Origin of the sequence: Arsenicitalea aurantiaca, assembly GCF_003994485.1 — a bacterium.
In the GTDB taxonomy this organism is placed as follows: Bacteria; Pseudomonadota; Alphaproteobacteria; order Rhizobiales; family Devosiaceae; genus Arsenicitalea; species Arsenicitalea aurantiaca.
Map to the genome: position 1 here is coordinate 299,035 of NZ_RZNJ01000001.1, position 12,118 is coordinate 311,152.

General features: G+C 66.1%; 12 protein-coding genes. 11 read left to right on the forward strand and 1 reads right to left on the reverse strand.

Annotated elements, in window-relative coordinates; all coding sequences use genetic code 11:
- Positions 1 to 33 precede the first annotated feature (33 nt).
- The 4 genes from glmM (at position 34) to EMQ25_RS01520 (ending at position 3,986) form a co-directional block, all read left to right on the forward strand.
- Complete coding sequence (glmM, locus tag EMQ25_RS01505; RefSeq protein ID WP_127186784.1) at positions 34 to 1,377, forward strand: phosphoglucosamine mutase; 1,344 nt, start codon at positions 34 to 36, stop codon at positions 1,375 to 1,377.
- Between the two features lie 173 nt (positions 1,378 to 1,550).
- Positions 1,551 to 2,282 (forward strand): hypothetical protein, encoded by a 732-nt coding sequence (locus tag EMQ25_RS01510; protein WP_127186785.1) that lies wholly within the window; start codon positions 1,551 to 1,553, stop codon positions 2,280 to 2,282.
- A 115-nt stretch (positions 2,283 to 2,397) separates the two neighbouring features.
- On the forward strand, positions 2,398 to 3,411 hold the full coding sequence (locus tag EMQ25_RS01515) for an XdhC family protein (RefSeq protein ID WP_158625909.1): 1,014 nt from the start codon (positions 2,398 to 2,400) through the stop codon (positions 3,409 to 3,411).
- The gene (locus tag EMQ25_RS01520; RefSeq protein WP_127186787.1) at positions 3,408 to 3,986 is read left to right on the forward strand and encodes a nucleotidyltransferase family protein; all 579 of its coding nucleotides are present in this window, start codon (positions 3,408 to 3,410) and stop codon (positions 3,984 to 3,986) included. Before EMQ25_RS01515 ends, EMQ25_RS01520 begins: the two co-directional genes overlap by 4 nt.
- Positions 3,987 to 3,988: 2 nt before the next feature.
- Here the strand turns inward: EMQ25_RS01520 and EMQ25_RS01525 are convergent, their stop codons facing one another.
- A complete protein-coding gene (locus EMQ25_RS01525) occupies positions 3,989 to 5,362 on the reverse strand; it encodes an aminotransferase-like domain-containing protein (RefSeq protein WP_127186788.1) in 1,374 nt (457 codons plus the stop codon).
- 280 nt (positions 5,363 to 5,642) lie between these two features.
- Between EMQ25_RS01525 and EMQ25_RS01530 the strand changes: the two genes are divergently transcribed.
- The 7 genes from EMQ25_RS01530 to pcaD are packed head-to-tail and all read left to right on the forward strand — an operon-like array spanning position 5,643 to position 12,079.
- Positions 5,643 to 5,963: an NIPSNAP family protein gene (locus EMQ25_RS01530; protein WP_127186789.1), complete on the forward strand. Its 321-nt coding sequence runs from the start codon at positions 5,643 to 5,645 to the stop codon at positions 5,961 to 5,963.
- Positions 5,964 to 5,998: 35 nt separating this feature from the next.
- On the forward strand, positions 5,999 to 6,892 hold the full coding sequence (locus EMQ25_RS01535) for an FAD binding domain-containing protein (RefSeq protein ID WP_158625910.1): 894 nt from the start codon (positions 5,999 to 6,001) through the stop codon (positions 6,890 to 6,892).
- Positions 6,882 to 7,397 carry a (2Fe-2S)-binding protein gene (locus EMQ25_RS01540; RefSeq protein WP_127186791.1) on the forward strand — a complete coding sequence of 172 codons (516 nt, stop codon included), beginning with the start codon at positions 6,882 to 6,884 and terminating at the stop codon, positions 7,395 to 7,397. The genes EMQ25_RS01535 and EMQ25_RS01540 overlap by 11 nt, the downstream gene beginning before the upstream one ends.
- Positions 7,394 to 9,799, forward strand: coding sequence for a xanthine dehydrogenase family protein molybdopterin-binding subunit (locus EMQ25_RS01545; RefSeq protein ID WP_127186792.1), 2,406 nt, complete (start codon positions 7,394 to 7,396; stop codon positions 9,797 to 9,799). Before EMQ25_RS01540 ends, EMQ25_RS01545 begins: the two co-directional genes overlap by 4 nt.
- A 5-nt stretch (positions 9,800 to 9,804) precedes the next feature.
- Positions 9,805 to 10,782, forward strand: coding sequence for an amidohydrolase family protein (locus EMQ25_RS01550; RefSeq protein WP_127186793.1), 978 nt, complete (start codon positions 9,805 to 9,807; stop codon positions 10,780 to 10,782).
- 20 nt (positions 10,783 to 10,802) lie between these two features.
- Positions 10,803 to 11,273, forward strand: a complete 471-nt coding sequence (locus EMQ25_RS01555; protein WP_127186794.1) for an SRPBCC family protein — start codon at positions 10,803 to 10,805, stop codon at positions 11,271 to 11,273.
- Positions 11,273 to 12,079 (forward strand): 3-oxoadipate enol-lactonase, encoded by an 807-nt coding sequence (pcaD, locus tag EMQ25_RS01560; protein WP_158625911.1) that lies wholly within the window; start codon positions 11,273 to 11,275, stop codon positions 12,077 to 12,079. Before EMQ25_RS01555 ends, pcaD begins: the two co-directional genes overlap by 1 nt.
- Positions 12,080 to 12,118: the final 39 nt, after the last annotated feature.

The window sequence follows — 12,118 nt, forward strand, 5'->3', positions numbered from 1 at the left end:
TCGCGGATCTGTGAACGAGCATCGGGGACATCCATGGCGCGGAAATATTTCGGAACCGACGGGATCCGGGGACTTGCCAATGGCGAGAAGCTGACGCCGGAACTGGCGCTCAAGGTCGGCATGGCGACGGGGCTCGCCTTCCAGCGCGGCAATTACCGGCACCGTGTGGTGATCGGGAAGGACACGCGGCGCTCGGGCTATATGCTCGAAAGCGCGCTCACCGCGGGCTTTACCGCCGTTGGTATGGACGTCTTTCTTCTTGGGCCGATGCCGACGCCGGCGGTGGCGATGTTGACGCGGTCGCTGCGCGCGGATCTCGGTGTGATGATCTCCGCTTCGCACAACCCCTTCGATGACAACGGGATCAAGCTTTTCCGGCCCGATGGCTACAAGCTCTCCGATAGTGTCGAGGCCGATATCGAGAAGCTGGTGGGGACCGACCTGTCGAACCGCCTTGCCCAGGGCCGGCAGATCGGCCGGGCTTATCGCGATGAGGAAGCGCGCACCCGCTATATCGAATATGCCAAGCGCACCCTGCCGCGGAATGCCGATCTGGCAGGTCTTCGCGTCGTGCTCGATTGCGCCAATGGCGCGGCCTACAAGGTGGCCCCGCTCGCCCTCTGGGAGCTTGGCGCGGAGGTCTTCACCATCGGGGTCGAGCCTGACGGCTTCAACATCAACGACAAGGTAGGTTCGACCGCGCCCGACGCGGTCGCGGCCAAGGTCCGGGAGTTGCGCGCCGATGTCGGTATCGCACTCGATGGCGATGCGGACCGCGTCATCATCGTGGACGAGAAGGGCAATGTGGTCGACGGCGACCAGTTCATGGCGGTGATCGCCCAGTCCTGGATGAAGCGCGGGCAATTGCTGGGCGGCGGGATCGTCGCGACCGTGATGTCGAACCTCGGGCTCGAGCGCTATCTGACCTCGATGGGCCTCAATCTCGAGCGCACCCAGGTCGGGGACCGGTATGTGCTAGAAGCGATGCGTGCCAAGGGCTTCAACGTCGGCGGCGAGCAATCGGGGCACATCATCCTTTCCGATTTCACGACCACCGGCGACGGGCTCGTGGCGGCGCTGCAGCTGCTCGCCGTGCTCAAGGAAGAGGATCGGCCGGTATCCGAGATCTGTCGGCGCTTCGAGAAGGTGCCGCAGCTGCTCCAGAGCGTACGCTACAAGCAGGGCAAGCCGCTCGACCACAAGCTGGTGGTGCAGGTGATCGCCGAGGGTCGGGCCCGGCTCGGCGATGGCGGGCGGCTGGTCATCCGCGAATCGGGGACCGAGCCGGTCATCCGGGTCATGGCCGAGAGCGACGACGCGGCACTTGTTTCTTCAGTCGTCAGCGACATCACCAAAGCCATCCGCGACGTCGCCTGAAAGACGGGATCGGAAATGCCGGGGGCGCTTCGCAAGGGGCGCCCTTCGTATTGTCACCAGCTGTCCGTTTAGGGCGCCATTAGGGTTAAATCTTTAGGTTAAGCGGGCTTTAAGGAGTTTCGCGCATCATTGGCCCAATCGACTGGGGTCGGTCTGGAACAACGGGGACTTGTATGATGCGTAAACTTCTGGGGGCGGCGCTTGCCGCGGCGGTCGCTTTGAGCGTGATGCCGGTATCGGCGGCCGATCTTTTCTATCCCGAACCCGAATACGACGTTCCGGACGTCGATTACGGGCTTGGCGGGTCGTTCTACCTGCGCGGCAGCGTCGGGCTCAATGGCTGGTGGGCGAGGGACTTCCGCTTCCGTGACTGCCCCGACACCTGCGGTGAACCTTTCGAGGTGGTGACGAGCGAAGTCACCGAAAGCGGCTTTGGCTACAGCTTCGGCGCCGGCTTTGGCTATGAGACCGGCGACGGGCTGCGTGCCGACGTCACCATCGATCGTCTCCACATCGATGGCATCACCGATGGCGACTACGAGGTCTCGCTTCGCTCCACGCTGGCGCTTGCCAACGCCTATCTCGATTTCCCGCTTTCGGCGGGTGCCGCCGGCGGCTTTGGCGCCTATGTCGGCGCGGGCTTCGGCGCGGCCTATAACGATCTCTCCTCGACCGGGCCGAACCCCGGCCCCGATGGCGGCAGCTGGACGGCTGCCGGCGCCGTGATGGCCGGCGTCACCTACGACATGGGTGCGCTCGTTGCCGATCTCGGCTATCGCGGCATCTACATGCCGCAGCTGACCAATGGCGATGCCGCGCTCGAAGGCCCGGCGCTTTCGCCCTACTACATCGACAACAACTTCATCCACGAAGTGCGCGGCACCATGCGCTACCGCATGCAGTAACGCTTTCGGACCGGTCCGACCCTTGCGGCGCCCCAGCGGGCGCCGCTTTCGTTTGCGCATGGGCCCAAATGCCTACTGCGCGCGGCGGCAGGCTGGTGTAACAGGAAGCACGGCCGTGCGCCGCCAAGCCCCCAATGCCGGCTCCATCGCCATGTACGAGCTCCTGGGCCAGACCGGCCTCGTCGATTTTCCACCTCTTCTCGCGCTCGATCGCTGGCGGGCGGCGGGGCAGCGCGTCTGCCTGCTGACCATTGTCGAGATCGACGGCAAAAGCCCCCGGACGGTCGGGGCGCAGATGGCCGTCAGCGCCGAGGGACAGTTCTGCGGCTATCTGACCGGAGGGTGCCTCGAGGCCGAGCTCTGTGCCAAGTCAGTCGTAGCGATGGGCGAGGGCCGCAACGTGCTCGTGCGTTACGGCAAGGGCTCGCCCTATATCGATCTCAAACTGCCCTGTGGCTCGGGGATCGACGTCTATTTTGACCAGGGGGTTGCGGACGATGTCTTGCGGGGCGCCCTCGAGATGCGTGCGCGCCGCGTGCCCTTCGCGTGGGAAACCGATCTCGCCAGCGGCAGGTCTCATCTTCGGGCGTTCGGGGGGGATGATCGGCTGCCCCAACAGGCGGGCCAGAACGAGGGCGTTTTCACCCGCATCCATCAGCCGCCGCTGCAGGTCAACATCATCGGGGCCGGGCTTGCCAGCGTCCAGCTTGCGACGCTGCTCCGGGCTGCCGGCATCGGCTTTTCGCTGCTCGCGACGGACGGGCTGACCGAAAGGGCCGCGGCCGAACTCGGTATCCCGGCACTGCCGGCTTCTCTTGAAACGCTTAATGCATGCCCTGCCGATCCCTGGACGGCCTGGGTGATCCTCTCGCACGATCATGAGCGCGAGACGCCGCTGCTCGTCGACATCCTCAACCGCGACGGCTTCTATATCGGCGCCATGGGCAGCCAGACGACCAATCGCAACCGGCTGGCCATGCTCGCCGAAGCCGGGTTCGCAGAGGAGGCTCTGGCCCGAATCACCGCGCCCGCGGGGGCCGTGCGCATGGCCAAGAGCGCGACCGAAATGGCCATCGGGGTGATGGCGGAAATTCTCGACCGGGCGCGTGGCGGCGGGCTCGTGACGTGACGAGGCTTGCCGACTACGCGGCAATCGTGCTCGCGGCCGGACAATCACGCCGCTTCGGGTCCGAAGACAAGCTGATGGCGACGCTGAAGGGGCGCCCGCTGGTCGCCCATGGCCTTGATGCGCTCGGGCAGGCGGGAATAGGGGAGGTGATTGTGGTCACTGGGCCTGACGAAGGGCCGCAGCGCGAGGCCCTGACCGCCGGATTTCCGATCGTCGTCAATTCCGAGCCCGAGCGGGGCATGGGACGTTCGATCGGGCTGGGCGCGGCGTGTCTCAAGCCGGGGCGGGCGGGGATCTTCGTCGTCCCCGCCGACATGCCGGACATAGCGGCGCAAGATTACCTCGCCCTTGCCGAGGCGCTCGCGGGGCATGATGCGGTTCGCTTCGTCCATGAGGGCGTGCCCGGCCACCCGGTGCTTTTTGCCGGGGCGCTGAGGGATCGGCTTTGCGGGCTTGATGGCGAGGAGGGCGGTCGCATGCTGCTCCGATCACTGGGATCCCGCCTCAGGCTCGTGCCGACCACCTCGCCCGGTATCGTCCGGGATGTCGACCGGCCGGCCGATCTCACGCGATAGCTTCAGACCAGCGAGATGGCCTCGACATTGTCGAGAATGGTCGCAATCACGCCCAGCGCATGCTCGAGCTCGGCTTCGGTTCCCGGGGCGCCGAGGCAGAGGCGGATGCCGTTGCTCATCGGATCGAAAGGGTGGAGCGCCAGGGGCGCTGCGATGGTGACCCCGGCCTGGGCGGCCTGGGTAACCATGGCGGTGGTGGTGCGGCCAGCCGGCATCTGCATCCAGACGTGAAAGGCGGGAATGTCGGTGCGCGGCATGATCCGCTGGCCGAGAACGCGGCGTGCGATGGCGCAGCGGCGCCGCGCAGTTTCGCGCTTGCGGATGATCTGGTCCTCGAGCCGGCCGCTCTGGATGAGGCGGGTGACCACTTCGGCCATGATGGGCGTCGCCATCCAGCCGGTCGAGCGGATGGCGTTGATGCAGCGGTCCCGGAAGCTCGAGGGCACGTGCATTGCGCCCATGCGCAGCCCCGGCGAGAGGCATTTGGCAAAGCTCATCACATAAAAGCTGCGTTCGGGAATGCGCGAGGAGAGGGGCGCGACCGGCGGGTCGCAGAGGAAGCCATAGGCGTCGTCCTCGATGAGATAGGCGTCATGGCGCTCGATGATCTCGACGATTTCGGCGCGCCGCGCATCCGACATTACCGCGCCCGTCGGGGTCTGCAGCGTCGGCATCGCGTAGAGGACGCGTGCTCCGGTTTCCGAAAATGCGCGGTCAAGCTGCGCGGGCAGCAGACCCTCGCGATCCATGAGGACCCCGCGCAGGGTGTAGCCGGTCTGCCCGGCAAGGGCGAGCATGCCCGAATAGGTGAGGCTTTCGGCGAGCACCGTGTCGCCCGATCGCGCAAGCATGCCGAGCGCCAGGGAAATGGCGTGCTGGGCGCCATGGGTGATGAAGACCGAATCGGGGGTCGTCGGCATGCCATGGGCATTGAGGAAGGCGCTCATCGCGGTGCGATGTTCCTGCCGGCCCTGATGGGGCAGGTAACTCAGAAACCCGGCAAGCCCGGGATCGGCCATGATCTCGCCGAGCGCGCCCGCGATGACGGCATCTTCGCCGGTCGCCGGTGGCGCGTTGAGCGCCATGTTGACGCGCCAGCCGCCGGGCTGGCTGGGCTGTGCCATTGCATTGCTCGAGCGCAGAACGAAGGTGCCGCGCCCCACTTCGCCGGCGATCAGACCGCGCTTGATCGCTTCGGCGTAGGCTTTGGACACGGTTCCGACGCTGACACCCAGCTGCTCGGCCATGTCCCGGTGCGGCAGGAGCCGATGGCCGGGGGGCAGAACGCCGGAGGCGATGTCGCTCTCCATGGCATTGACGATGTCGAGATAGCGCGGTCCGCCGCGTCCCGTCCGGCCCGGGATCCAGTCTTTCATGCAATCACCTTCAGCAATGCAGCATGGAATAGGACAATTTCTGGATTGTCGCAAGTCTGGCGAGCGCCTTGTGCGGACATGGGGGACAAACCTTAGGCAATACGGGCATTTACGCGGCTGATTATGAGACAACTGACACGATAGGACTCCGCTTTAGACCAATGACCTATGGATTGATCCAAGATTGACCCAGCCATCGCATTGACATTGATCAAGTTGGATCACTATTGTCCCTGAAAACCACGGGCAATGCCCTGAACGTTCAGAGGAGGCCGGGACAATGATCTACGAATTGCGTGTCTATGAGCATGTCGAGGGGCGCGCGGACGCGGTTCGCCAGCGCTTCGAGGCTGAAGTCGTGCCGCGCTTTCCCAAGCATGGCATCGAGCTCGTCGGCGCATTCGTCGATCAGGACACCAACCGGCTGACCTATCTCACCCGCTTCGAGAACGCCGAGGCGTCCAAGGCGGCATGGGCCTCCTTCGGGGCCGATCCCGAATGGAAGGCGGCGAAGGCTGCGTCCGAGACCGATGGGCCGCTGATCGCGCGGCAGGTCGCCACGACGCTGACGCCCGCCATTGCCGGACTGCCCCTCGCCTGAGTGGCCAACCCGTCGTTCACCCAGTCGGAAGTGTGATGAAACCTGCGTCCTTCAGATATGTCCGGCCGAACTCGGTCGCGGAAGTCTGCGAAGTGCTCGCCGCCGAACCGGATGCGCGCATCATCGCGGGCGGGCAGACGCTGACCCCGATGCTGGCCATGCGGCTCGCGCGGCCCAGCGTTCTGGTCGACATCCATCGTATCGGCGAACTCATCGGCATCTCGCGCGTCGACGGCGCCGTGGTGATCCGCTCGGCGACGCGCCAGGTCGATGCGCTGCATAGCGCCATCATCGATGAGGACCTGCCTCTCCTCGCCAAGGCGCTGCCCTGGGTCGGCCATCCGCCGACCCGCACCCGTGGCACCGTGGGCGGCTCGATCGCCAATGCCGATCCGTCGGCGGAGATCGGGCTCGTCGCCGTGACGCTCGACGCGGAGATCGTGCTCGCCGACGGCGAGGACGAAGAGGTGGTGCTGGCCGAGGATTTCTTCATCGGCCCGATGCTGACGGTGGCCTCGCCTTCGGCGTGCCTTACCGAGGTGCGCTTTCCGCGCCGTCCGGACGGGCGTCTTGGCGTGGGCTTCCAGGAAATCTCGAGCCGCAAGAGCGATTTCGCCTTCGCATCGGCGGCGGCGCAGCTCGTGCTCGATGCTGATGGCGCGTGCTCCGAACTGCGCGTGGGCGTCGGCGGCGTCGGCGACGTGCCGCTCAAACTCGATGCCGAGGCCCTTTGCGGGACCCGGCTAGCAGACGCCGAGATCCGTGACTTCGCCGTCGCGGCGATGGCGGATGTCGAGACCGTCGGCGACCTGCATGCGAGCGAGGCCTACCGGCGCAGAGCCGGGGCGGCGCTCATTGCCAAGGCGATCATCGAAGCGCGGCAGGGCGCGCTCAATACCGGATCGAGCGGAGGGCGCAATGTCGGTTGAACTCAAGGTCAATGGCCGGGCCGTCACGGTCGATGTCGAGCCGCGGACGACCCTGCTCGACTGCGTGCGGGACGAACTTGGCCTCAAGGGCACCCATGCCGGATGCGAGCATGGCGTCTGCGGAGCGTGCACGGTGCTGCTCGACGGGCAGCCCACGCGCTCCTGCCTCATGTTCGCGGTGCAGGCCGACGGTTATGAAATCACCACGATCGAGGGCGTCGCGCCGCAGGCGGGCGAACTCGACGTGATCCAGGACGCCTTCTGCGAGGCCCATGGGCTGCAGTGCGGGTTCTGCACGTCGGGCATGATCCTAGCCGCCCGCTCGCTGCTCGAGCGCGAGGCGAGCCCGACCGTGGAGGATATCCGCGAGGCGATCTCGGGGAATATCTGCCGCTGCACCGGCTATGGCCAGATCATCGAGGCCATCCAGCTCGCCGCCGAGCGCATGCGCGGGCAGAACGCGCCGGCTTCCCCGTCGCTTTCGCGTACGGAGGCAGTGCGATGAACGCTGTGGAGAGCAAGACCAAGTTCGTCTCGACCGACCGGCGCGTGCGCGAGGATCGGCGGTTCGTCGTCGGCCGCGGCCGCTATGTTGCCGACATCGACCTGCCCGGCATGCTGCATGTGGCGCTGGTCGCCGCGCAGCATCCCGCGGCGCGGATCGTGTCGATCGATGCCAGCCGCGCGCTCGCTTTGCCGGGCGTGCACAAGGTGCTCACGGGTGCCGAGCTGGTCGAGGCGGTCAATCCGCTGATGAACGGGCTCGAGACGCCGCAGGTGCGACGCTTCCCGCTTGCGGTGGGGCAGGTGCGCTATGCAGGCGAGTGGGTTGCGGCAGTTGTCGCCGATACGCGCGCGCTCGCCGAGGACGCAGCAGAGCGCGTCAAGGTCGAGTATGAAAAGCTCGGCTTCGTGATCGACGCGGAGGAGGCCTATACGCCCCAGAGCACGCCGGTCCATCCTGAGCATGGCTCGAACGTGCTGCTCGACAAGACTTTCGTGTGGGGCGAGGTCGAGCGTCATTTCGCCGAAGCCGACCAGCAATTGTCCTTCCGCGTCGTCTGGGGTCGCAATTCGACCGTGCCGATCGAGACCTTCGGCGTCGTCGCGTCCTGGGACCCCTGGCAGGAGGTGCTGGACGTCTGGGCATCGATCCAGATGCCGAAATATTCCGACCAGATCGCGCGTTCGCTGCGGCTGCCGGGCAACTCGATCCGGGTCCATCAGGACGTCGATGTGGGTGGCAGCTATGGGGTGAAACGCGGCATCAAGCACTCGGTGCTCGTGGGGCATCTCGCCCGTGCACTCGGGCGGCCGGTGCGGCTGATCGAGGACCGGCTCGAGAACATGCGTGCGGGCGACGCGCATGGCCCTGAGCGGATCTTCGATGTGGACGTCGCGTTCAACGCGGACGGCATCGTGCGCTCGATGAAGATGCGCGCGCTCGACAATGTCGGGGCCTATGCGGGCCGGGCGCCCTTCCAGCTCGGCAAGCCGATCGGCGCGATCGTCGGGCCCTACAAGATCGAAAGCGTGCAGTACCAGGCGATCTCGGTCACGACCAACAAGACCGTGCAGGAGGCCGTGCGCGGCTTCGGGCAGGCCCCGACCAATTACGCCATCGAGACGGCGATCGACCGTGTGGCCGAAACCCTCGGGCTCGACCGGATCGAGATCCGGCGGCGCAATTTCATCCGGCACGACGAGTTCCCCTATCTGATCCCGTCGGGCTCGACCTATGACAGCGGGGACTATCATACCGTCGTCGACAAGGTCCTCGCCCATGCCGGCTATGACGATCTCGTCGCCGAGCGCGACCGGCTGCGCGCCGAGGGCATGCTTGCTGGCATCGGCATCGCCGCATGCCTCGAGCCGAGCGGAGGCAATTCTTCGTTCGAGCCGCTGCTCAACGACAAGAACACGACTTCTACCTGGATGGATTCCTGCCGCATCATGGTGGATGCGCTGGGGACGGTGACGGCGACGGTGCACACCACCTCCTCGGGGCAGGGGCACGAGACGCTCGTTGCGACCGTGGTCGGGGAAGTGCTGCAGATCGATCCCGACCTCATCCGGATCGTGCGGCCCGACACGCTGTCGAGCCTGCCCTCCAACTCTCCGGTGGGCAGCCGCATGGCGATCATGCTGGGTGGAGCCGCGTTCAAGGCGGCCGAGAAGGTGAAGGCCAAGATGGTCGCCATCGCCGCCCATGCCATGGGCGTGCCCATCGAGACCGCGAACTATGTCGATGGCACGGTCCGGACAGCCGATGGGCGCGAGATGGCCTGGGAAGCGATCGTCAACATGGCGCATCGTCAGTTCCACGCGCTTCCCGAGGGCATGGATCCCGGGCTCGCGAGCGACCACATCATGCAGGTGCCGACCGGGGTGCAACTGCCCAAGGACGACAAGGTGCAGATGTACCCCTGTCATTCCTTCGAGTTCCACCTGATCCTCGTTGCGATCGACCCGCTGCTCGGCAAGCCCGAAATACGGCGCTACGTCATCGGCCATGACTGCGGCACGGTGATCAATCCGCACATCGTGCGCGGCATGACGCTCGGAGGCATTGCCCACGGACTGGGGGCGGCCCTGCTCGAGGAGTTCGCCTATGACGCCGAGGGCCAGCTGCTGACGCAGAGCTTCATGGATTATCTGCTGCCTTCGTCCCACGAGGTGCCGGACGTCGAGATCGTCCATCACTGCACGCCCTCTCCGCTGACGGTCCTAGGGCAGAAGGGCTCGGGCGAGAGCGGCTATCTGGGCTCGCCGGCGGCGATCTCGGGGGCGATCAACGATGCGGTCCGCCCGCTCGGCATCCATTTCACCCGGCTTCCCATGCGCATCAGCGCCATCAGCGACGCGATCGCCGAGGCCGGGCCCACCATGACGCAAGAAGAGATTTGAGAACGATGATCATCGATTGCCACGCCCATCTGGTTCCCCCTTCGCTGCTTGCAGCGCTCAAGGAGAAGAAGGCCGAGTTTCCGTCCGTCAAAATGATCGAGGACGGCGCAAGCCTCGCCTTCTCGTTTGCCGGCCGCAAGGCGACACGACCGGTGAGCAAGCCGCTCTCGGATATCGATGGGCGGCTCGCCTGGATGGATCGCGAAGGGATCGACAAGCAGGTCGTGGGCGGATGGCTCGACATGTTCGGCTATGAGCTGCCTGTCGATGAAGGGGCGGCGTGGAGCCGGCTGATCAATGCGCATCTGCTCGACGCGGCAGCCCGGCAGGACCGGTTCATTCCGCTTGCGACGGTGCCCCTTCAGGATGGCGCCCGCGCCGCCGAAGTGCTGCGTGAGGCCCATGCGGCAGGAATGAAGGGCACGATGATCGGCACCCAGCCCAAGGGCGTCGGCGGCGTGCTCGACGACCCGAGCCTCGATCCTTTCTGGCAGGCCGCAGACGAACTCGGTTCGATCGTCTTCATCCACCCCGTATTCGAAAGCGGGGACGACCGGGTTCATGATTACGGCATGGCCAATGCGGTCGGCCGGATCACGGACACGCTGATCGCGGTGTCGCGCATCATCTATTCGGGCCATGTGACGCGCTATGGCAACGCCAAGATCGTCATCGGCATCGGCGGCTCCGCGCTGCCCTTCGTGCTCGGACGGCTGCGCCGGAATTACTCGCTCCACACCGACACCCTCGCCGATCCCGATGCGGCGATGGCCAAGCTCTGGTTCGACACCATCCTCCAGGATGCGGACGCGCTCGACCTGCTGGTCAAATGCGTCGGCACCGAGCGCGTGATGATGGGCTCGGACATGCCCTTCCCGATCGGCGATCCGACCCCCCGGGCAATCCTTTCGGATGCGGCGCTCGATGATGCGCAGCGCAATGCGCTCGACGGCGGCAACGCCCGACGCCTGCTCGGGCTCTGAGCAGAAGGGGAGGAGACACGATGAAACTCGATCTTTCCGGCAAGGAAGTCATCAATACGAGCCCCGAACGGCTCTGGGAGGCACTGAACTCCCCCGACGTGCTGACGCGCTGCATTCCCGGCTGCAAGAGCATGACCGAGACTGCGCCCGACCATTACGACGTGCTGATGGAGCTCAAGGTCGCGGCCGTTGGCGGAACCTTCGAGGGCAAGGTGGCGCTTACCGAAAAGCAGCCGCCCAGCACCTGCAACATCACCGTTTCTGGCGAGGGCTCGCTCGGGAATGGCACGGGGAAAGCGAGCTTCACCATAACGCCCGAGCCGGATGGCGCGTCGCTCCTCACCTATGAGGGCGAGGGCGAGATCGGCGGCCTCGTCGCCGGCGTCGGCCAGCGGATCCTGAAATCGGTGTCCAAGCACCTGACCGGCCAGTTCTTCAAGGCGCTGCGCAAGGAATGCGAGGCCTCCGAAGCCGAGCGGAAGGCGGGCTGATGGATATCTCGCCGCTCACCCGCCATACCGTTGCCGGGCCCGAGGGCAATGCCCTTGCCGCCTCGAGCATGGGAAGCCGGCAGGGCCTGCCGATCCTGTTCGGAAACTCGCTCGCTGCCGATATGAGCATGTGGGACGAAGTGGCCGAGCGGCTTCAGGCCGAACGGCTGATCGTCCGCTACGACATGCGCGGGCACGGCGCTTCCGAGATCGTTGCCGAAGGCACGACGCTGGAGGGCCTGGGGCGCGACGCGCTAGCCGTGATGGATGCTCTCGGGCTCGAGCGCGTCGTCTATTGCGGGCTGTCGCTCGGTGGTCTGGTCGGCATGTGGCTCGCGCTGAACGCGCCCGAGCGGCTCGCCGGGCTGGTGCTCGCCAATACGGCGGCGAGCTTTCCGCCCGCGAGCATGTGGGAAGACCGGGCGGCGGCCGCGCGGCGTGACGGCGTCTCGTCCCTCGTCGCCCCGACGCTCGAGCGCTGGCTGACCCCGGCCTTCCGCGAAGCCAACCCGGAGAGAAGCGAAGACATTGCCCGGATGATCGGTGCGACGCCGGGTGCTGGTTATGCCGCGTGCTGCGGCGTGCTGGCGAGCGCGGATGTCAGCGGCAGGCTCGGCGAGATCGCGCTGCCGGTCCTCGTCATTGCAGGCGACACCGATCCTTCGACGCCGCCCGCACGGGCCGAAGAACTGCATCGGGCGATCGCCGGCAGCGAGCTCGTCACGCTTTCGGCGGCCCATCTTTCCGCGGTGGAGGCTGCGGACGACATGGCCGATGCGTTGAGGCGGTTCGCCGCGCGCATCTGAGGCTGAGCAGGGGCGCTGGGGAGCGCCTGGAGAGGTCGG